The following is a 20,360-nucleotide window of genomic DNA, read 5'->3' on the forward strand; positions in this document are numbered from 1 at the left end:
ATGATCTCGGCTTCCCAGCGCCTGTGGCGCACCAGTCCGCTGACCTACGTCGCGCTCGTCCTGGCGGCCCTGCTGTCGATCTACCCCTTCTACTACATGATGGTGATCGGCACCCGCAGCCTGGACTCGATCAACGATGTGCCACCGCCGATGACTCCCGGTGGAGCCTTCGGTGACAACTTCGGCCGAGTGCTCGACAACGACGCGGCCAACTTCCTCACCGGCATGATGAACTCGATCATCGTCTCGTCGGTGGTCACCATCTCGGTGGTGCTCACCGGTTCACTGGCCGGCTTCGCCTTCGCCAAACTGCGCTTCCGCGGCCGCAACATCCTGCTGCTGGCGATCATCGTCACCATGATGATCCCGACCCAGATGGGCCTCATCCCGCTCTGGGGCATGATGCAGGAGCTGGGGTGGTACGACAGCCTGTACGCCGTCATCGTGCCGTTCCTGGTCACCGGCTTCGGCGTGTTCATGATGCGGCAGTACGCCAGCCAGGCGATCTCCGACGAGCTGATCGAAGCCGGCCGGGTCGACGGCGCCAGCACCTTCCGGATCTACTGGAACATCGTGCTGCCCGCGTTGCGTCCGGCCGCGGCCGTGCTCGGTCTGCTGACCTTCATGGAGAACTGGAACTCCTTCCTCTGGCCGTACGCGATCCTCACCCCGGAGAACCCGACCCTGCAGGTCTCGCTCTCCTTCCTCTCGTACGCCTACTACACCGACTACTCCCAGGTCTTCGCCGCCACCGCGATCGGCACCCTGCCATTGGTGCTGGTCTTCATTCTGTTCGGCCGTCAGATCATCGGCGGCATCATGGAAGGTGCAGTCAAGTCGTGAGCAACCCCGCCAACCCGCCCGCTGTCGGTGTCCTCGACGAGGGTGCGCCGCTGACCTTCCCGCCCGGCTTCCTCTGGGGGGCGGCGACCGCCGCCTACCAGATCGAGGGCGCGGCGGCCGAGGGCGGGCGTACTCCCTCGATCTGGGACACCTTCAGCCACACCGAGGGCCGGACGGTCGCCGGGCACACCGGCGACGTCGCCTGCGACCACTACCACCGGCTCTCCGACGACGTGCGGCTGATGGCCGAGATGGGGTTGAAGTCGTACCGTTTCTCGGTCTCCTGGCCCCGGGTGCAGCCGGGCGGGTCTGGTCCGGCCAACGCCGAAGGGCTCGACTTCTACCGGCGGCTGGTCGACGAACTGCTGACCCACGGGATCGAGCCCTGGCTCACCCTCTACCACTGGGACCTGCCCCAGGAGTTGGAGGATGCCGGCGGCTGGCCGGCCCGGGACACCGCCGCCCGGTTCGCCGACTACAGCCAGCTGGTGGTGGACGCGCTGGGCGACCGGGTGAAGTACTGGACCACGCTGAACGAGCCGTGGTGCTCGGCCTTCCTCGGCTACGGCTCGGGCGTGCACGCCCCCGGCCGCTCCGACGGGGCGGACGCGGTCCGTGCCGGGCACCACCTGATGCTCGGGCACGGCCTCGCCGTGCAGGCGCTGCGGGCGGCCCGGCCGGAGGCGCAGCTCGGGGTGACCGTCAACCTGTACCCGGTCACCCCGGCCACCGACTCGCCCGATGACGCGGACGCCGCCCGGCGCATCGACGGGCTGGCGAACCGGTTCTTCCTCGACCCGCTGCTGCGTGGGCAGTACCCTGGCGACCTGATCAGCGACCTGGCCAAGGTGACCGATTTCGGGCACGTCCGGGACGGTGACCTGGCCACCATCGCCACGCCCCTGGACCTGGTCGGGGTGAACTACTACAGCCGCCACGTGGTGGCCGCGCCGGTGGCCGGCGAGAAGCCGGAGCCCTACTGGCGGTCTCCGTCCAACTGGCCGGGCAGCGAGGATGTCCGGTTCGTCACCCGGGGCGTGCCGGTCACCGACATGGACTGGGAGATCGACGCCCCCGGCCTGGTGGAGACGCTGCGCCGGGTGCACGAGGAATACACGGACCTGCCGCTGTACGTCACCGAGAACGGCTCGGCCTTCGTCGACGCGGTGATCGACGGCAAGGTCGACGACGCCGAGCGGCTGGCGTACTTCGACGCCCACCTGCGCGCCGCACACGAGGCGATCGGCGCGGGTGTCCCCCTGCGGGGATACTTTGCCTGGTCCCTGCTGGATAATTTCGAGTGGGCCTGGGGCTACACCAAGCGGTTCGGCATGATCTACGTCGACTACGACAGCCAGACCCGCATCCCCAAGTCCAGTGCCAGGTGGTACGCGGAGGTGATCCGACGCAACGGTCTGGCCGCACAATAGGGCAGTGGCCAGCCAGTAACGGGCGGCCCGGCATCGACGCTGAACCAGATGCCGGGGCCGCCTGACGTCGGAGGAGCAGACGATGACAACGCAGCGCACCCGGTCACTCGGGCGCCCGACCCTCGACGCGGTCGCTGCCCGTGCCGGAGTCGGCCGCGGGACGGTCTCCCGCGTGGTCAACGGCTCTCCCCAGGTGAGTCCGGAGGCCCGCGCCGCTGTGCAGCAGGCCATCGCCGAGCTGGGGTACGTGCCGAACCGGGCCGCGCGGGCGCTGGTCACTCAGCGGACCGACTCGGTGGCCCTGGTGGTCAGCGAATCCGGCGAGCGGCTCTTCGCCGAGCCGTTCTTCGCCGGCATCGTGCGGGGGATCAGCTCGGTGTTGCTGGAGACGCCGTTGCAGCTCTGGCTGGCCATGGCGCAGTCGCCGCTGGAACGGGAACGGGTCGAGCACCACCTGACCAACCAGCACGTCGACGGCGTACTGCTGCTGTCGCTGCACGACGACGATCCGCTGCCCACCCTGCTGGAGGAACGCGGCCTGCCCACCGTGCTCGGCGGCCGGCCGGCGCGGATGCTGCACCCCGAGGCGCAGCCCGCGTCGTTCGTCGACGTGAACAACGCCGGCGGGGCGCGACAGGCCGTGCAGTACCTGGCGGGCCGGGGACGGCGGCGTATCGCCACCATCGCCGGCCCGCAGGACATGGGCGCCGGTCTGGCCCGGTTGTCCGGCTACCGGGACGCGGTACGCACCGCCGGGTTCGGCGTCAACCCCGACCTGATCGCGTACGGCGACTTCAGCGAGGAGAGCGGGGCGACAGCCATGCGGCAGTTGCTGGATCGCTGCCCCGACCTGGACGCCGTGTTCGTGGCCGCCGACCTGATGGCCTTCGGCGCCCTGCGGACGCTGCGTGAGGCCGGCCGTCGGGTGCCGCAGGACGTGGCCGTGGTCGGCTTCGGCGACGAGCCGATCGCCCGGCAGGCCGACCCGCCGCTGACGTCGGTGTTCCAGCCCGTGGAGGAGATGGGCCGGCAGATGGCGCGGCTGTTGGTCGCCCGCATCCGCGGCGACGAGATTCCCGCACCGCACATCGTCCTGGACACCCAGTTCGTCGAACGCGCCTCCGCCTGAGGTGTAAGGAAGGGCCCCCTCTTAACGCCTGCGGTAGAGCAGGGGCCCCCTCTTAACCCGCGTCGACGGTCCTCGGGCAAGGCCAGGTTTAGCCTGGGGGACATGTCGCCGCAACGGGGGCGAAATGGTCAACTGGCAGCCTCGTGCTCAGCCTGCCCGGTTCTGCGGCCGGCCCACCGAGCGGAGGGGTTGCGATGTTGCTGCGCGTTCGGGTCACCCTGCCGGACCGTCCGGGAACCCTCGGTCAGGTGGCCCGCACCCTCGGGGTGTCGGGCGCGGACATCGTCCAGGTGATCGTGCTGGAACGTCTCGGCGGGCGTGCGGTCGACGACTTCACCGTGGTGTGGCCGGGCGCCGCGCGGGTGGAACGGCTGCTGACCGGTCTGGCGGCGATTCCCGGGGTGCAGGTGGACGGCGTGTGGCGGGCGATCGGCGCGCCCACCACCACCGGCCAGGACGCCGAGCTACTTGCCCAGGTCGCCGCCAATCCGGCCGACGGGCTGGCCACCCTGGTCGACGCGGTGCCGGGTCTGCTCGCCGCCGAGTGGGCGGTCGCGGCGGTGGTGCCGGTCGACTGGGCCTCCCCGACCGGCGGCAGCGGGGCGACGGTGGGGCACGCCAGTTGGCGTACGCCCGTATCGCCGCGGCTGCCCGAGGTGACCCCGCTGCGCGCCCGGTCGATGACCATGCCCGACGGCGGCCACTTCGCGGTGGCGCCGTTCGGCCGGGCCGGGCTGGTGCTGGTGGTGTCGCGTGACCACAGCCAGACCCTCGCCCCGGCCGCGTTCCACTCCACCGAGGTGGACCGGCTGGCCCAGTTGGTCCGGGCCAGCGCGGTGATCCTCGGCGACCGGCTCGATCTGATCGGCACCCCGCCGTTCAGCGCCCATCCGTGACGCAGGCCGCAGGGCCGCTGTGACGCAGGCCGCAGGGCCGCTGGCGGCCGGACACGGCCCGGTAACCGGCCGGCAACAGGGCGGGCCTTTCCGGTGGCATCGCGGTGACCGTCATTGCCGGACACCGCCATTCCGCCGACACCGAGTCGATCGACCGGACGCAGAACGGCCGCCGGAGGGACGTCGGCGGCCGTTCTCGAATGGTGGTGTCAGCTGGTGAAGGTGACCCCGTCACGCCGGCGTCGCAGTGCGACCAGGGCGACACCGCCGCCGACCAAGCCGACGCCGACCAGAGCCATGGTCGTCACCGCCGCTCCGGTGACCGGCAGCTTGCCGTCGTCACCGCCGCCACCGCCAGTGTCGTCCGACGGAACCGGTGACTCCGGGACGCTCGAGGTCGGCGTGGGCGACTCCGGAGTGGTGGGCGTCGGGGTGGGCGACTCCGGAGTGGTGGGCGTCGGGGTGGGCGACTCCGGAGCGGTGGGCGTCGGGGTGGGCGACTCCGGAGCGGTGGGCGTCGGCGTGGGCGACGCCGGGGTCGGCTGGCCGGCACAGGTGTGGCTGAGGTTGAATCGCTCGGCCTGGCCGCTGATCGTGGCCCTACCGTCCACCAGCGTCCAGCCGCCCGGGGTGAACAGGTAGGCGTGGATGAGGCGGCCCCCGGCAGGGTAGAGCGCGTCGGGGTAGGCGTCGGTGGCGTCGGGCACGGTGATGCTGACCGTGCCGGAGCCGTTGTCGAAGGTCAGCGTCAGGCTCTCGAAGCCGCCCGCGGAAGGGCCGCCGGGCAGGACGAAGTGCCAGCCGTCATGGTCCGCGGGGCGGCCGGCGAACCTTTTGTCCCCGCATTCCTGCTGGAAGCCGGCAGCAGTGGAACCCCGGTGGGCCGAATGCAGCGAAACGGTGCTGCTGGCCCAGGCCGGGGCGGCGAGGGCGACAAGGGCCGTGGCAGCGGCGCCGGAAACGGCCGCGCGCGCCACGTACCGACGCTGTGGCATGAGGATTCCTCCGGATCTCAGTGAGATGACGGCACATGATCGCATACGGACGGCTGGCGCTGATCTCGGTTGAACGGCCTGACCTGGCGGGACCTGAGGTCGCGATATTGACGCGAAGGTGTTTCGCGGACTGTTCCTGCGCGTGTCGGTGTAACGCCACGCGCCTCCGCGACGCCCGGCGTTACCGCCGTGCTGCTTCCCAACCGGCAACGGTCAGATTACATTGTCAGCTATCCATGGGAGCGCTCCCGGTCCTGTTGGAGCCACTTCGCCACCACCACCGGCAGCCGTCTCGACGCGGCCACGCGTCCGGCCGGTGCCGGGTCAAGCATCGACAGGAGCAGTCGCATGCATCAACCCCCACGATCGTGCCGTGTCCGCGGCGATCGACCTCTGCCGGATCAGCCCCGGCCACACCGCCGTCCCGACCAGCCCTGGCCCCGCCGACTGCTGGCCGTCGGCACCGCGCTCGCCGCCGGTCTCGCGCTTGCGTTCGGCGTACCTGCGGCCGGTGCCGCCGCCGCACCGACCGGCGGGGCCGCCGCCGCGGCGCCCGCCTTCAACTACGCCGAGGCGTTGCAGAAGTCCCTGCTGTTCTACGAGGCGCAGCAGTCCGGGAAGCTGCCGGAGTGGAACCGCGTCTCGTGGCGCGGCGACTCGGCGCTGCGCGACGGCGCCGACGTCGGACTGGACCTCACCGGCGGCTGGTACGACGCCGGTGACCACGTGAAGTTCGGCTTCCCGATGGCGTTCAGCACCACCATGCTCGCCTGGGGCGCGGTGGAATACCGGTCCGGGTACGCCGCCTCCGGGCAGCTCACCCACCTGCTGAACAACCTGCGCTTCGTCAACGACTACTTCATCAAGGCACACCCTTCGCCGAACGTCCTGTACGGGCAGGTGGGCAAGGGCGACGACGACCACAAGTGGTGGGGACCGGCCGAGGTGCTGCCGATGGCGCGGCCCGCGTACAAAATCGATGCCAGCTGTGGCGGCGCGGACCTGGCGGGGGAGACGGCGGCGGCGATGGCCGCCTCGTCCATGGTCTTCCGGCCCACCGACGCCGCCTACGCCGACAAGCTGCTCACCCACGCCCGGCAGCTCTACACCTTCGCCGACACGGTGCGGAAGTCCTACCACGAGTGCATCACCGACGCGACCAGCTTCTACCGCTCCTGGAGTGGCTACCAGGACGAACTGGTGTGGGGGGCGATCTGGCTGTACCGGGCCACCGGCGACGCGGCGTACCTGACCAAGGCGGAGAGCGAGTACGACAAGCTCGGCACCGAGCCGCAGACCACCACCCGCTCCTACAAGTGGACCGTGGCCTGGGACAACAAGCAGTTCGGGGCGTACGTGCTGCTGGCCAACCTGACCGGGAAGCAGAAGTACGTGGACGACGCCAACCGGTGGCTGGACTTCTGGACGGTCGGGGTCAACGGGGAACGCGTCCGGTACTCGCCCGGCGGGATGGCGGTGCTCGACTCCTGGGGCGCGTTGCGCTACGCCGCCAACACCGCGTTCGCCGCGCTGGTCTACAGCGACAAGACCACCGACGCCACCCGCAAGGCGCGCTACAAGGACTTCGCCGTCCGGCAGATCAACTACGCGCTCGGCGACAACCCGCGCAACTCCAGCTACGTGGTCGGCTTCGGCACCAACCCACCGAAGAACCCACACCACCGCACCGCGCACGGTTCCTGGTGGGACAGCATGACCGTGCCCACCGAGACCCGGCACACCCTCTACGGTGCGCTGGTCGGTGGGCCGTCCTCGCCGAACGACGCGTACACCGACAACCGGTCGGACTACGTGATGAACGAGGTCGCCACCGACTACAACGCCGGCTTCACCTCCGCGCTGGCCCGGCTGACCCAGGAGTACGGCGGCACCCCGCGGGCGAACTTCCCCGTCGCCGAGCGGCCGGACATCGACGAGCTGACCGTGGAGACCACGGTGATGCAGAACGAGCCGCGGGCCACCGGCATCAAAGCGATCATCTACAACAAGTCGGCCTTCCCGGCGCGGGCGCTGACCGACGCGAAGTTCCGCTACTACTTCCGCACCGACGGCACCGGGGCGGTGCAGGTCACCCCCGGCTACACCCAGGGCTGCCCGTCGCCGTCGACCGCCCGCCAGGTCAGCGGCGATCTCTGGTACGTCGAGGTCGACTGCGCCGGGCACACCATCGCCCCCGCGGGCCAGTCCCAGCACCGGATGGAGGTGCAGTTCAAGATCGGGGTACCCGAGGGCGGCACCTGGAACCCGGCGAACGACCCGTCGTACCAGGCCACCGCCGGGCCGAACCGCAACGTGCCGCTCTACGTCGGCGGCGCGCGGGTCTGGGGACAGGAGCCCACATCCACCGCGGACACCACCCCGCCCACCGCTCCCGGCACGCCCGTGGCCACCGCCGTCACCTCCCGCTCGGTGAGTCTGACCTGGCCACCGTCGACCGACTCGGACAGTGGGATCGACGGCTACATCGTCTACACCTCTGTGGTCGGCAGCGACGTCTACAGCTGGTATTCCGCCAGCACGAACTCGCTGGTGCTCAACGTGTCCCCGGGCTTCACCTACGGGATCCAGGTGCTGGCTCGGGACAAGGCCGGAAACACCTCCGCCCCGTCGCCGACGTTGACCGTGACGACCCCCGCCGCCGACGACGGGGACACCGTGCCGCCGACCGTGCCGGCCGGGTTGACGGTCTCGGGGATCACCTCGACCGGAGCGACGCTGAACTGGACCCCGTCGACCGACAACGTGGGGGTCACCGGTTACCGGATCTACCGGTTGGATCTGGGTGAAACTCCCGTCGCCACGGTCACCGGCACCACCTACGCGTTGACCGGGCTGAACCCGCAGACGACGTACCGCTTCTACGTGGTCGCGATCGACGCGGCTGGCAACGCCTCGCCGCCCTCGGGCACGGTGACCGTGACCACCTCGGCGCCGCTGCCGACCTCGTCCTGCCGAATAACCTGGAGCACCAACGACTGGGGCACCGGGTTCACCGCGAACATCACCATCACCAACACCGGTACGACGGCGATCAACGGTTGGACGCTGGCCTTCACCTTCCCGAACACCGGGCAGCGGGTCGACCAGGGCTGGTCGGCCACCTACCAGCAGACCGGCGCGGCGGTGACCGCGACCAACCTCTCCTACAACGGCACGTTGGCGCCGGGCGCGTCCACCAACATCGGTTTCAACGGTACGCACACCGGCAGCAACCCCAAGCCAACCAGCTTCACCCTCAACGGCGCCACCTGCACCGTCGCCTGACGTTCGTACCCTCTCGGTAGGGCGCCTCGCCTGGCGGTGAGGCGCCCTACCCGTCCATGCCGGCAGTACACCCCGCCCCCGGCGATTGACACTGGTGCGCGTCGCCCGGCACTGGGAGCGGGTCAGCGCGACCGGCGACCCGGAACCGTACGTGCGGCGGACGATGTACAGCCAGCACGTCTCGCTGTGGCGACGGCGCTGGCGGGGCGTCGACCTTCGCGCGGACCCGCCGGAACAGACGATGCCAGACGGCAACCGCCGGTGTTGCCCGCGCACTGGTCGTCCGGGCGGCGTTGGCCCGGCTCGCCGCGTCCGTTCCCGGCCCGGCCGATCATCCTGCTGGTGGTTGTGCCGCCGGTCCTGCTGGTCACGGTCGTCGTGGGCGTCCTGCTGCTGTGGCGGTGCCGTCGCCTCCGCTCCGCCGATGGCTGTGATCCCCCGTGGCCGGTCTGACCGCCGGCGGGCCGTCGCCAGCCGCAGGATCACCGCCCGTCCGTGTGGCAGCGTGCTCAGCCCTGCGACTCGCCGTGCTCGACGCAGACCGCCGACCAGCCGACCGGAAGCACCTGCACCTTCATCCTCCGGCGGCACCGGGCGCAGTACCGGGGCGGCTCCAGCGTCCGGGCCGCCGCGCACCCCTCGTGCGGCCCGGACGCGGCGGCCTCCCCGCACCGGTCGCACCACGGCGCGTCCACGGCCGCCCCGCTGGTGGCATCGCCGGGCGTCGCCCCGGTGCGCGGGCTGCTCACGGGGTTCGGCCGGCGCTCGCCGGTCGGCGTCACAGCGTCGCCGAAAGTGCCTTGACCGGCATCTTCAGATCGTCGAGGAGCTTCAGATCATCAGTCGCCGACCGGCCCAGCGTGGTCAGATAGTTACCGACGATCACCGCGTTGATGCCGCCGAGCAGCCCGTCGCGGGTGCCGAGGTCACCCAGGGTGATCTCCCGGCCGCCCGCGTACCGCAGGATGGTGCGCGGCAGGGCCAGCCGGAACGCGGCGATGGCCCGCAGCGCGTCCTTGCCGTCGATCACCGGACGGTCGCCGAGCGGCGTGCCGGGGCGGGGGTTGAGAAAGTTCAGTGGGACCTCGTGCGGGTCCACCTCGGCCAGCTGCGCGGCGAACTCGGCCCGCTGCTCCACCGTCTCACCGAGGCCGAGGATGCCGCCGCAGCAGACCTCCATGCCGGATTCCCGGACCATCCGCAGGGTCTCCCAGCGCTCCTCCCAGGTGTGCGTGCTGACCACGTTCGGGAAGTACGACCGGCAGGTCTCCAGGTTGTGGTTGTAGCGGTGCACGCCCATCTCGACCAGCTCGTCGACCTGCTCCTGGGTGAGCATGCCCAGCGAGGCGGCGACCTGGATGTCGACCTCGGCCCTGATCGCGGCGACGCCCTCGCGCATCTGCTTCATCAGCCGGGCGTCCGGGCCGCGCACCGCGGCCACGATGCAGAACTCGGTCGCGCCGGTCTCGGCGGTCTGCTTGGCTGCCTTGACCAGCGAGGGGATGTCCAGCCAGACCGACCGCACGGGCGAGGTGAACAGGCCGGACTGCGAGCAGAAGTGGCAGTCCTCCGGGCAGCCGCCGGTCTTCAGCGAGACGATGCCCTCGACCTCGACTTCCGGGCCGCACCAGCGCATCCGCACCTCGTGGGCGAGTTGCAGCGCGGCGGTCAGATGCTCGTCGGGCAGGTTCAGCACGGCGAGGACGCCGGCCTGGTCGAGGCCGACGCCGTTCTCCAGCACCTGGGTCCGGGCCTGATCGAGGATCTCTGGCATGGTCGTACCCTACAAGGCCGCCGGGCGGCGAGAAACGGCCTGCTCGCCGTCGCGCAGTTGAGTGACGAGCAGCACCGGAGCCAGGTCGAGGTGGTGTCGGAGTGGATCCGCCGGGGCCCGCGGGGCGGGTGGTAACTTCGCCCCGCGAGCGCGGGTTGACGGCGGGAGGCGAGGGTGGCGGACTGGCTGACGGCGCTGGACCGCCGTGCCGAACTGCGGGCGAAGGCGGGGCTGACCCGCCGGCTGCACCCGCGCGGCGCCGACGACGCCGTGGTCGACCTGGCCGGCAACGACTACCTGGGCCTGGCCACGCATCCCGAGGTGGTCGCCGTCGCGGCGAAGGCCCTGTCGGAGTACGGGCTGGGCGCGACCGGGTCGCGACTGGTGCGTGGCTCGACGTACGCCCATCATGCTCTGGAGGACACCCTGGCCGGCTGGCTCGGCACCGAGCGGGCGCTGGTCTTCTCCTCCGGCTACCTGGCCAACGTCGGGGCGGTTCGCGCGCTGGTGCGGCCCCGCACCCTGCTGGTCTCCGACGCGCACAACCACGCGTCGCTGATCGACGGCTGCCGGGTCTCCGGTGCCGAGACGGTCGTCACCCCACACGCCGACGTCGCCGCGGTCGCCGCGGCCCTGGCCGCCGCGCCCGGTCGCCCGGCGGTGGTGGTCACCGAGTCGGTCTTCTCGGTCGACGGTGACCTGGCCCCGCTGGCCCGGTTGCACGCCGTCGCCCGGCAGCACGGGGCGGTGCTCCTCGTCGACGACGCGCACGCGCTCGGCGTGACCGGCCCGGCCGGAGCCGGCGCGGTGGCCGCCGCCGGGCTGGCCGGGGAGCCGGACGTCGTGGTCACCGCCACCCTGTCCAAGGCTCTGGGCGGCGCGGGCGGCGTGGTGGCCGGTCCGGCCGGGTACGTCCGGCACCTGGTGGAGACCGCCCGGACTTTCATCTACGACACCGCCCTGCCGCCGGCGGTGGCCGCCGGGGTGCACGCCGCCGTGGAGCTGGCTCGGGCCGGCGACGACCTGCGTGCCGAACTGGCCGAGCGCGCCGACCTCGCGGCCAGCCGGCTACGGGCCGCCGGGCTGGAGGTCTCCGCCCCGGACGCCGCCGTCGTCTCGGTGACCGCGCCCACCCCCGAGGCGGCCACCGCCTGGGCCGCCGCCTGTCGGGATCGGGGAGTCGCGGTCGGCTGCTTCCGCCCGCCCTCCACCCCGGACAGTCGCTCGCGACTGCGGCTGACCATCGGCGCGGGGGCGCCCCGGGCGGACTTCGAACGTGCCCTGGAGGTCATCGTGGAATGTGCCCCATGACGGATCCGTGGCGGGGAGCGGTCCTGGTCACCGGGACCGACACCGAGGTCGGCAAGACGGTGGTGACCGCGGCGATCACGGCCGCCGCGCAGGCGGCGGGGTTGCGGGTCGCGGTGGTCAAACCCGGCCAGACGGGTACGGCCACCGGTGCGCCCGGCGACGTCGAGGCGATCACCCGGTTGGCCGCCCCGATGACCGGCCGCACCCTGGCCAGCTTCCCCGATCCGCTCGCCCCGCTGGCCGCTGCCCGGGTGGCCGAGTTGCCGCCGTTGGAGCTGTATAACGCCGTCGACGCCGTCCGGGAGGAGGCCGACAAGCACGACCTGGTGCTGGTCGAGGGGGCCGGTGGGCTGCTCGTACCGATGGGGCTGCGGCCCTCCGGGGCGCCCTGGACGGTGGCCGACCTGGCGGTCTCGCTGGGTGCCCCGGCGGTGGTGGTGGCCCGCGCCGGACTCGGCACCCTCAACCACACCGCGCTCACCCTGGAGGCGCTCGAGCGGCGGGCGGTGCCGGCCGGCGTGGTGATCGGCGCCTGGCCGGCCGGGCCGGAGCTGGTGCACTGGGCCAACCTGAGCGACCTGCTGCCGAACCTGCTCGGTGCCCTGCCGGCCGGCGCCGGGGCGATGGACCCGGGGGTGTTCCGGCGTTCCGCGCCGGGCTGGCTGACCCCGGCGCTGTACGGCGTGCTCGACGACTGGCGCGCCTGGGCCGACGAGATCAGCTGACTTTCGTCAGTGCCCGACCCGCCCCTGCGTCGCTAGCGTGGCCACCGTGTGGATCAGTTGGCGGAGTCGCCCGAGCCGGGACGGGAGATCCGAGCGCCGACGCGACCTGTTGCTCTGGGCGGTGCTGGCGGCCCCGCTGGCGTACGCCGGGGCCGTCCCGCCACACTCCCGCCACAGCGTGGCGTCGCTGCTCGTCGGCCTCGGCCTGATCAGCGCCGCGGTCGCGGTCAGCCGGCGACTGCCGCTGGCCGCCCTGCTCCTGGTGCTGCTCGGCACGCTGCTGGACGGCAACTTCGTCTTCGCCGTTCCGGTGCTCAGTTACCTGGCCGGGCGTCGCAGCCCCCGTACGATGCCGGTGGCCGTGGCGTTCGTGGTGATCGCGGCCGGCGGCACGGTGCTCAACCTCGCGCTGCTCGGCACCGGCCTGGCCACCTGGTTCCTGCTCGCCACGGTGCTGCTCTTCGCCGGGGTCTTCCCCTGGTTGGTCGGCCGGTACCGGCGACAACAGGCCGCCCTGATCGATGCTGATCGCCGCTACGAGCAGGCCCGCGCAGACGAGCGGCAGGGCGCGGCGGACCGGATCCGGTTGCGCGAGCGGGCCCGCATCGCGCAGGAGATGCACGATTCGCTCGGGCACGCGCTGAGCCTGATCGCCCTGCGCGCCGCCGCGCTGGAACTCGCCGACGGCCTCGATCCCCGGCACCGCGCCGCCGCCGGTGAACTGCGGGCCAGCGTCGCCGCGGCGACCGAGCGGCTGCACGGGATCATCGGGGTGCTCCGGGAGGAGACCGACCCGGTCACCACCCGCCCCGCCGGGGAAAGCATCGCCGACCTGGTCGACGGCGCCCGGGAGGCCGGCATGGCGGTGCGGCTGGACCTGCCGGACGTACCGCCGGCTCTGCCGGAGTTGACGGCGCACGCCGCGTACGGGCTGGTCCGCGAGGCGCTGACCAACGCCGCCCGGTACGCGCCCGAGGCCGAGGTGACGGTCAGCCTGGTCCGGCGGGTGGACGGTATGGAGGTCGAGGTGGTGAACGAGCCGCCGCCGGCCGGTGCGCTGCCGGGACCGCCCACCACCGGCTCCGGTCTGCTCGCCCTGGCCGAACGGGTCCGGCTCGCCGGTGGCTCGCTGGACACCGGCGCCCGCCCGGAGGGCGGCTTCGCCGTACGGGCCCGGCTACCCGTGCCGGCCCCCACCGCTACCGCCGCAACCGCCCCGACCAACCTGTGCGATGCGGCTGACCTGCCCGGCCCGACCGACTCGGGCGCTGCTGCCAGCTCGCACCCGGTCGGCGCGGCGGCCCGCCGGCGGGTCCGGCGCAGCCTGCTGGTGGCGCTCGGCGCACCGGTCGGCCTCGCACTGGCGCTGTCGCTGATCTACTACCCGGTCGCCACCGTCGGCGCGGTGCTGGACCGGAGCACCTTTGAGGAACTGCCGGTGGGGGCAGCCCGGGGCGACCTGGTCGGCCTGCCGCCCCGGCAGATCGACCGGCCCGCCGGGGCGCGGCCGGACTGCGAGTACTACACCGACGGAGGCACCTTCCCGCTGACCCAGCCGACGTGGCGGTTGTGCTTCGCGGGTGGGCGGCTGGTCAGCAAGGAGCGGATCAACGAATGAGCATTCCATCGGAGCCGGTCCGGGTGCTGCTGGCCGACGACGAGGCGATGATCCGGGCAGGGGTTCGGGCGATCCTGGCCACCGACCCGGGCATCGAGATCGTCGCCGAGGCCGGCGACGGCCGGACCGCCGTCGAACTGGTCCGCGCCCACCGGCCCCGGCTGGCCCTGCTGGACATCCGGATGCCGAGGCTGGACGGGCTCGCCGCCGCCGCCGAGATTCGCCGGCTGGTGCCGCAGACGGCCACCGTCATGCTGACCACGTTCGGTGAGGACGACCACGTGGCCCGTGCGCTTGGCCACGGGGCCAGCGGTTTCCTGCTCAAATCCGGCGATCCACGCGAGCTGATCGCCGGGGTGCACGCGGTCGCCGGCGGCGGAGCGTACCTCTCGCCGACGGTGGCCCGCCGCGTGATCGAGCTGGGCGGCGACCGGGTCGCGCGCCGGCCGCTGGCCCGGGACCGGTTGGCCGGGCTGACCAACCGCGAAAGGGAGGTGCTGGGGCTGGTCGGGGCGGGACTGTCCAACGCCGAGATCGCCCGCCGGTTGTGCCTGGTCGAAGGCACCGTAAAGACCTACCTGACCAGCATCTTCACCCGGCTCGAGGTGCGTAACCGGGTGCAGGCGGCGATCCTCGCGTACGAGGCGGGGCTGGTCGAGCCGCTCGAGGAGAACCAGCCCCGCCCGCCCTCAGGCGTCGCGCCTGCGCAGCGCCGCTCGGCCGGCCAGCAGCGTCACGGCAGCCCAACCGGCGAGCAGTAGCAGCCCGACGGCCGGTGGGTACGGCTCGCCGTCGCCGGCCAGGAAGTGCCGCCCGGCCTCGCCCGGGAAGACGTCGGCGACCCGGTGCAGCGCGGTGATGTCCGGCTCCCGCAACGACAGCGGCACGATCATCAACACGGCGAGGAGCACCGTCAGGGTGAGCACCGCGCTGCGCAGGACGGCGCCGAGCCCGAGCGCGAGGACACCGATCAACGCCAGGTAGCCGGCCAGCGCGACGACGTCGCGGAGCGTACCGGCCGCCGGGGCGGCACCCCACTCGCCCAGTACCGGCCCGGCGACCACCGCGCCGACCGCGCCCAGCAGCAGCCCGAGGCCGAAGGTCACGGTCGCGGTCACCGCCGCCTTGGCCAGCAGTACGCGGCCCCGCGACGGCGTGCACTGCAGGGTGGTACGAATGGTGCCGGTGGTGAACTCGCTCGTGATCGTCAGTAGCCCGAGGGCGAGCACGGCGTACTGGACCAGCTCCAGCGAGTCGATCAGGACGCTGCCGAGCGCGACCACCCCGGGGTCGTCACCCGGATCGTCGTTGGTGTTGTCGTTGGCGATGTAGATAGCCAACTGCCCGGCGGTCGCGGCCATCACCACCACCGCGGCGACCACCGTCCACCAGGTGCTGCGTACCGACCGGAGTTTCGTCCACTCCGCGCGGATCGTGGTCATGCCGACGCACCCCCCGTGCGGGCCGGTCGGGCCGCGTACTCGACGCGGTCGGCGGTCAGGGCCATGAAGGCCCGTTCCAGGGACGCCTCGTGCGACGCCAGTTCGTGCAGGGGCACCCCGAGTTCGTACGCCAGCTCGCCGATGCGCTCGGCGGTGGTGCCGGTGACGGTCAGCTCGTCCGTTCCGGCGGGCTCGACCACCGCTCCGGCGGCGGTCAGCCGATCGGCGACGGCGGCCAGCCCTTCCGGTCGCGGGCTGCGGACCCGCACGGCGACCCCGCTGTCCGCGATCACCTGAGCAGTCGGCGCGTCGGCGATCAGCCGGCCTCGGCCGAGCACCACCAGCCAGTCCGCGGTCTGCTGCATCTCGCTCATCAGGTGGCTGGAGATCAGCACTGTCCGGCCCTCGGCGGCCAGGGAGCGGGTCAGCTGCCGGATCCAGCGCACCCCGTCCGGGTCGAGGCCGTTGACCGGCTCGTCGAACATCAGCACCGGCGGGTCGCCGAGCAGGGCGCCGGCGATGCCGAGCCGCTGCCCCATGCCGAGCGAGAGTGCCCGAGCGGGTTTGGCCGCCGCCCGCTCGTCCAGTCCGACGGTGGCGAGGACCTCGTCGACCCGGCGTTCGGAGATGCCGTTGCTGGCGGCCATCGCGGACAGGTGGGCCCGGCCCGAGCGAGCGGGATGCACGGCCCGCGCGTCCAGCAGCGCGCCGATCTCGTGCAGCGGCCGGCGCAGCCGGTGGTACGGCCGCCCGCCGATCAGCGCTTGGCCGGCGGTGGGCCGGTCCAGTCCCAGGATCAGCCGCATGGTGGTCGACTTGCCGGCGCCGTTGGGTCCGAGGAATCCGGTGACCCGGCCGGGACCGATGTCGACGGTCAACTCGTCGACGGCCGCGGTGTTTCCGAACCGCTTGGTCAACGTACGTAACGTGATCATGTCCGGACGGTAGGTCGGTCGGGGCCCGTCCCGCCGTGCCCGAAAGGCACCACCCGGCACTGACCTTTGTCAGGGCCCGGCTTCTCCGTCGGGGTTGCCGGTTTCCGTCGGGGTTGCCGGCTCAGCGGCGGACGAGGAAGGCGTCGGGCATCCGGAAGGTGAGGTTGTCCGGGTACCGGGGCGGGCGTAGCACGCGCACGCCGGCCAGCAGCGGGGCGGTCTCGGCCACCACCGTCGCGGCCTCCATCCGGGCGAGTTGGTCGCCGACGCAGCGGTGCGCGCCCGCCCCGAAGGCAAGGTGCCGGCGTGATCCGCGTTGCCCCGGCCGGAATTCGTCGGGCGAGTCCACCGTCGCCGGGTCCCGCCCGGCCCCGGCCAGCCACAGCACGATGCTGGTGCCCGCCGCCACCGCCGTACCGCCCAGCGTGGTGTCCACGGCGGCCATCCGCCGCCAGGTGACGATCGGCGGTTCCAGCCGCAGCCCCTCCTCGACCACGTCGGCGACCGCGACCGAGCCGTCGCGCAGCCCGGCGAGCACGGCCTGCTCCCCGGTGAGCCGGTGCATCAGCAGGGTGAGGAACTGCGAGGTGGTTTCCTGGCCGGCGACCAGCAGGAAGAACAGCGCGCCGACCACCACGTCGGGCGGGTGCCCGGCGGCGCGCAGTGCGGCGGCCAGGCCGCCGCCGGTGGTCGCGAACTCCCGCAGCAGCCGATGGAAGCGACCCACTTCGGCCGCGAGGGCCTGTTGCCGGCCGGCGTCCAGCGGCGCCCAGAACAGCTCCAGAGTCGCGCGGGCGAAGTCCTTCACCGCCGAGACCGGGGCGTCGGGCAGCTCGACCAGCCGGGCGAGGACGCGCAGCGGCAGGTCGGCGGCGAGGGCGGCGTGCAGGTCCACGGGTGCGCCGGTGGCCAGGGTGGCGTCCAGGGCGGCCACCCGGCGCCGGACCAGTGCCGCGAGCCAGTCCCGCTGGGCGGCCACCCGGGTCGGGTGCAGCGCGTCGGCGACCAGTGCCCGGATTCCCGGGTGGCTGGCGCCCCCGTTGTTGGCCAACGTCGGCGGCAGCCGGAACCGGTGCGCGGCGAGGATCCGCAGCGCGGCCACCGGCATCGGGGTGACCGCGTCCAGGGCGTTGTCCGGCCGGTACGTCGCGGGGTCGGTGAGCACCCGGCGGACCAGCGCGTGCCGGGTCACCAGCAGGTGTTCGACGCCCACGTGGTCGGCGACGCGGACCACCTCGGGCCACCGGGCGATGCCGCTGCCGGCCCCGGCGGCCGTGGGGGCCTGCTCCCAGCTGCGGAACAGCACGGCGTCACGCTAGCCGGCCGGTTTCGGGCCTCCCGCGCGCAGTTGCCACACCGTGGTGCGCTTCACCCGTACGCTCTCCAGCGCCTCGCTGACCGGCACGTCGTAGACGGCGAGTTCGTCGAAACGGTCCCGGGGCAGGTAGGCCCGTCCGGGGTCGCCGACCAGCACCCGCGCCCCGGAGCGCACGGCGCGCAGCAGGAAACGCAGCACCCGGCCGGCCATCGCCTCGCTGTAGAACACGTCTCCGGCGAGGACCACCTCGGCGTCGCCCGCGTCGCCGTCGAGGACGTCGCCGAGTTCGGCGTCGACGCGTACCCCATTGGCCTCGGCATTGAGCGCGACCGCCGCGACGGCCAGCTCGTCGATCTCCACTGCGCGCACGGCGGCGGCACCGGCCCGGGCCGCGGCGATGGCCACCAGGCCGGAGCCGGCGGCCAGGTCGAGCACCCGGCGCCCGGCGACCAGCTGCGGATGGTCGGTGACGTAACGGGCGAGTGCCTGACCGCCAGCCCAGGCGAAGGCCCAGAACGGCGGCGGTTGGTCGCTGCGGAACTGGCCCTCGGTCAGCTCCCACAGACCGATCGGCTCGTCCGCCTGGTGCAGCCGCACCTCGGGCACGAAGGCGACGGGCGCGAGCCGGGCGTGCAGCCGGACGAAGGCGGCGGAGAGTTCGGACACCGGCCGATTGTGCCCGGTGACCCGTGACGGCGTGTCGCGATTCGGCGGTGAGCGGTTCACTACCGTACGTGAAAGCGGGCCTTTTGCTTGACGGTCCGTGCGAACACGCCCGTCTACCGGGTGCCTTCCGGCGCCCATAGCGTTGCCACTGGAGGCAACCAACGGGAGGACGGATCGTGAAGAGGCTGTGGCGTTGCACGCTACGGATCGGAGTGGTGCTGGCGTGTCTCACCGGAGTGGACGTCGCCCTGGCCGCACCGGCGCACGCGGCGTTCGCCACCGAACTCAGCGGCCTGCCGGACCAGTTCACCGCCGGTGGGCGGGTGGAGACGGTTTCCGCCGTGGTGTCTCGATCCGACCAGGGCGACTGCATCAAGGTCCGCTGGTCGATGGTGCTCGGTGTGCAGGGGCTGCGGCTGGACCAGGTGCGGGTGGACCGGATCGAGGAGACCGGATCGTTCCCGACGGAGGTCCGGACCGACGGTGACGTGGCCCGGTTGACCGACCGGCAACTCGACCCGGGCACGCTCTGCCCGGGTCGTACGGTGACCGCGCAGTACCGGATCGCGTTCACCGGGGACGTCGGCGAGGGCCGGGTCAGTCTGGCCGTCGAGGCGTACGACCGGAACCTGCAACTGTTGTCCCGGCAGACCGCGACACGCGCGGTGGTCGGCCGGGGTGGGGTGGTCGGCCGGGAAGGGGTGGCGCGGCCCACCACCGCGCCGCCGACCGTGCCGTCGACCTCGGTGCCGAGCGAGGAGCCGACGGTGGACCCGGCCGACGAGGAGAGCGACCTCGCCGATGATGCGGGGTACGCGGGCGGGGCGGAGGAGACGCCGGCCGTGGGCGCGGCCGGCAACCAGGTCTCGCAGACCGGCACCGGGATCGGTTTGACCGAGGCCGCCTTCCTGCTCGGCGGGCTGCTGCTCTGCCTCGGCGTCGGACTTCTGCTGCGGCTGCGTCAGCTGACCCGCGAACCGGAAGCGAGCGATGTCGCCCCCGCCACCGCCTGGGAACGCCGGCCCGGCCGTCGTTCCCAGTGGCGCACCGTCCCCCGCAACACCCCCTACTCCTGACCCACCCCGCCGCTCCCGCCCTCGCCCTCGCCCTCGCCCCGCCCTCCGCCCTCCGGCTTTCGTCGATCATGCACTTTCGGTCCGGACATAAGCGACGGAACATCCCATACCAGCGACCAGAAGTGCAAGATCGGCGTGGGCGTGGGCGTGGGCGTGGGCGTGGGCGTGGGGGTTAGTCGAGTTGGGTTGGGTTTAGGGCTAGTTCGCGGGCGGCCGCCAGGCGTACCCACTCGGCGAGCTGCCGGCGGGAGATGACGCGGTCGTGCACCGCTAGCTGCACCGCCAGGCCGTCCATGACCGCGTTGATGCGCCAGGCCGCACCGGCGGGGTCCGCGCACTCGAAGACACCCTCGCGGACTCCGTCGGTGATCACCGTGGTGAGGTCCTGCCGCCAGCGCAGATCCAGCTTGCGGGAGACTTTTTCCAGTTCGGGCGTACGCAGCGACTCGGCCCACCCGTCGATCCACATGGACCAGGACATGGGGCGCCCGGCCGGAGTGTAGAGCCGCAGGATGCGCCGGAGCTTGGTCAGCGGCGAGGCGTTGGATCGGGTCACCGCGTCCAGCCGGGCCAGATCCTGCTCGACGGCGTACGCGAACGCCTGAGCGAGCAGCCGTTCCTTGGTGGCGAAGTGGTAGAAGACCAGTGCCTGGCTCACGCCGGCGGCCTGCGCCACGTCCGCCGTGCGGGTGTTGGCCAGCCCGCGCTGCACGATCACGTCACATGCGGTGCGCAGCAGGGCATCCAGGCGGATCTCGGCCGCACGTCTCGTCACGTTCGTCACCGTAACCCATCCAACCGGACACGGCCCGTCACCGCAGGCCGTTGATCCAGCTTGCCGGGAGTCGGAAGCCGGACACTTGGCCTCACCTGGTGTTGCAGCCTCTCTGGGGATTGACCGCCGAGGTCACGCCGAT

At 72.4% G+C, this 20,360-nt stretch carries 18 protein-coding genes; 10 read left to right on the forward strand and 8 right to left on the reverse strand.

What is annotated here, in order from left to right:
- The 4 genes from Vqi01_RS19345 to Vqi01_RS19360 all read left to right on the forward strand — a co-directional run bounded on the left by Vqi01_RS19345 (nucleotide 1) and on the right by Vqi01_RS19360 (nucleotide 4,298).
- Complete coding sequence (locus Vqi01_RS19345) at nucleotides 1–843, forward strand: carbohydrate ABC transporter permease (protein ID WP_204036228.1); 843 nt, start codon at nucleotides 1–3, stop codon at nucleotides 841–843.
- On the forward strand, nucleotides 840–2,273 hold the full coding sequence (locus Vqi01_RS19350; protein WP_204036229.1) for a GH1 family beta-glucosidase: 1,434 nt from the start codon (nucleotides 840–842) through the stop codon (nucleotides 2,271–2,273). The genes Vqi01_RS19345 and Vqi01_RS19350 overlap by 4 nt, the downstream gene beginning before the upstream one ends.
- Before the next feature lie 82 nt (nucleotides 2,274–2,355).
- The gene (locus Vqi01_RS19355; RefSeq protein ID WP_204036230.1) at nucleotides 2,356–3,402 is read left to right on the forward strand and encodes a LacI family DNA-binding transcriptional regulator; all 1,047 of its coding nucleotides are present in this window, start codon (nucleotides 2,356–2,358) and stop codon (nucleotides 3,400–3,402) included.
- A 194-nt stretch (nucleotides 3,403–3,596) separates the two neighbouring features.
- Entirely contained in the window at nucleotides 3,597–4,298 is a 702-nt protein-coding gene (locus tag Vqi01_RS19360; RefSeq protein ID WP_204036231.1) for an ACT domain-containing protein, read from the forward strand.
- 209 nt (nucleotides 4,299–4,507) lie between these two features.
- On the opposite strand, the gene Vqi01_RS19365 is transcribed toward Vqi01_RS19360, so the two are convergent.
- On the reverse strand, nucleotides 4,508–5,293 hold the full coding sequence (locus Vqi01_RS19365) for an LPXTG cell wall anchor domain-containing protein (protein WP_204036232.1): 786 nt from the start codon (nucleotides 5,291–5,293) through the stop codon (nucleotides 4,508–4,510).
- A 348-nt stretch (nucleotides 5,294–5,641) separates the two neighbouring features.
- Here Vqi01_RS19365 and Vqi01_RS19370 point away from each other — a divergent pair, with 348 nt between their 5' ends.
- The gene (locus Vqi01_RS19370; RefSeq protein ID WP_204036233.1) at nucleotides 5,642–8,578 is read left to right on the forward strand and encodes a glycoside hydrolase family 9 protein; all 2,937 of its coding nucleotides are present in this window, start codon (nucleotides 5,642–5,644) and stop codon (nucleotides 8,576–8,578) included.
- 509 nt (nucleotides 8,579–9,087) lie between these two features.
- Here the strand turns inward: Vqi01_RS19370 and bsaP are convergent.
- Together bsaP and bioB are read right to left on the reverse strand one after the other, a co-directional pair.
- Nucleotides 9,088–9,327 (reverse strand): biotin synthase auxiliary protein BsaP, encoded by a 240-nt coding sequence (gene bsaP, locus Vqi01_RS19375; RefSeq protein WP_239098500.1) that lies wholly within the window; start codon nucleotides 9,325–9,327, stop codon nucleotides 9,088–9,090.
- A 29-nt stretch (nucleotides 9,328–9,356) separates the two neighbouring features.
- On the reverse strand, nucleotides 9,357–10,352 hold the full coding sequence (gene bioB / locus Vqi01_RS19380; RefSeq protein ID WP_204036234.1) for a biotin synthase BioB: 996 nt from the start codon (nucleotides 10,350–10,352) through the stop codon (nucleotides 9,357–9,359).
- 174 nt (nucleotides 10,353–10,526) lie between these two features.
- On the opposite strand from bioB, the gene Vqi01_RS19385 reads away from it, so the two are divergent.
- Genes Vqi01_RS19385 through Vqi01_RS19400 form a run of 4 tightly spaced genes read left to right on the forward strand, consistent with a single transcriptional unit; the run spans nucleotide 10,527 to nucleotide 14,767 of the window.
- The gene (locus Vqi01_RS19385; protein WP_204036235.1) at nucleotides 10,527–11,663 is read left to right on the forward strand and encodes an 8-amino-7-oxononanoate synthase; all 1,137 of its coding nucleotides are present in this window, start codon (nucleotides 10,527–10,529) and stop codon (nucleotides 11,661–11,663) included.
- A complete protein-coding gene (bioD, locus tag Vqi01_RS19390) occupies nucleotides 11,651–12,388 on the forward strand; it encodes a dethiobiotin synthase (RefSeq protein WP_204036236.1) in 738 nt (245 codons plus the stop codon). The genes Vqi01_RS19385 and bioD overlap by 13 nt, the downstream gene beginning before the upstream one ends.
- 37 nt (nucleotides 12,389–12,425) lie before the next feature.
- Nucleotides 12,426–14,006: a sensor histidine kinase gene (locus tag Vqi01_RS19395; RefSeq protein ID WP_204036237.1), complete on the forward strand. Its 1,581-nt coding sequence runs from the start codon at nucleotides 12,426–12,428 to the stop codon at nucleotides 14,004–14,006.
- On the forward strand, nucleotides 14,003–14,767 hold the full coding sequence (locus Vqi01_RS19400; protein ID WP_204036238.1) for a response regulator: 765 nt from the start codon (nucleotides 14,003–14,005) through the stop codon (nucleotides 14,765–14,767). Before Vqi01_RS19395 ends, Vqi01_RS19400 begins: the two co-directional genes overlap by 4 nt.
- Here the strand turns inward: Vqi01_RS19400 and Vqi01_RS19405 are convergent.
- The 4 genes from Vqi01_RS19405 to Vqi01_RS19420 all read right to left on the reverse strand — a co-directional run bounded on the left by Vqi01_RS19405 (nucleotide 14,696) and on the right by Vqi01_RS19420 (nucleotide 18,367).
- Nucleotides 14,696–15,448 carry an ABC transporter permease gene (locus Vqi01_RS19405; RefSeq protein ID WP_239098502.1) on the reverse strand — a complete coding sequence of 251 codons (753 nt, stop codon included), beginning with the start codon at nucleotides 15,446–15,448 and terminating at the stop codon, nucleotides 14,696–14,698. The genes Vqi01_RS19400 and Vqi01_RS19405 overlap by 72 nt on opposite strands.
- Complete coding sequence (locus Vqi01_RS19410) at nucleotides 15,445–16,383, reverse strand: ATP-binding cassette domain-containing protein (protein WP_204036239.1); 939 nt, start codon at nucleotides 16,381–16,383, stop codon at nucleotides 15,445–15,447. Before Vqi01_RS19410 ends, Vqi01_RS19405 begins: the two co-directional genes overlap by 4 nt.
- Before the next feature lie 121 nt (nucleotides 16,384–16,504).
- Nucleotides 16,505–17,689 carry a cytochrome P450 gene (locus Vqi01_RS19415; RefSeq protein ID WP_204036240.1) on the reverse strand — a complete coding sequence of 395 codons (1,185 nt, stop codon included), beginning with the start codon at nucleotides 17,687–17,689 and terminating at the stop codon, nucleotides 16,505–16,507.
- 9 nt (nucleotides 17,690–17,698) lie between these two features.
- On the reverse strand, nucleotides 17,699–18,367 hold the full coding sequence (locus Vqi01_RS19420) for a class I SAM-dependent methyltransferase (protein ID WP_204036241.1): 669 nt from the start codon (nucleotides 18,365–18,367) through the stop codon (nucleotides 17,699–17,701).
- Between the two features lie 176 nt (nucleotides 18,368–18,543).
- On the opposite strand from Vqi01_RS19420, the gene Vqi01_RS19425 reads away from it, so the two are divergent.
- Nucleotides 18,544–19,443, forward strand: a complete 900-nt coding sequence (locus Vqi01_RS19425) for a hypothetical protein (protein WP_204036242.1) — start codon at nucleotides 18,544–18,546, stop codon at nucleotides 19,441–19,443.
- Between the two features lie 172 nt (nucleotides 19,444–19,615).
- Here Vqi01_RS19425 and Vqi01_RS19430 read toward each other — a convergent pair whose 3' ends face one another.
- The gene (locus tag Vqi01_RS19430; RefSeq protein WP_204036243.1) at nucleotides 19,616–20,218 is read right to left on the reverse strand and encodes a TetR/AcrR family transcriptional regulator; all 603 of its coding nucleotides are present in this window, start codon (nucleotides 20,216–20,218) and stop codon (nucleotides 19,616–19,618) included.
- Between the last annotated feature and the right edge of the window lie 142 nt (nucleotides 20,219–20,360).

The organism is Micromonospora qiuiae (assembly GCF_016863555.1).
Lineage (GTDB): Bacteria > Actinomycetota > Actinomycetes > Mycobacteriales > Micromonosporaceae > Micromonospora > Micromonospora qiuiae.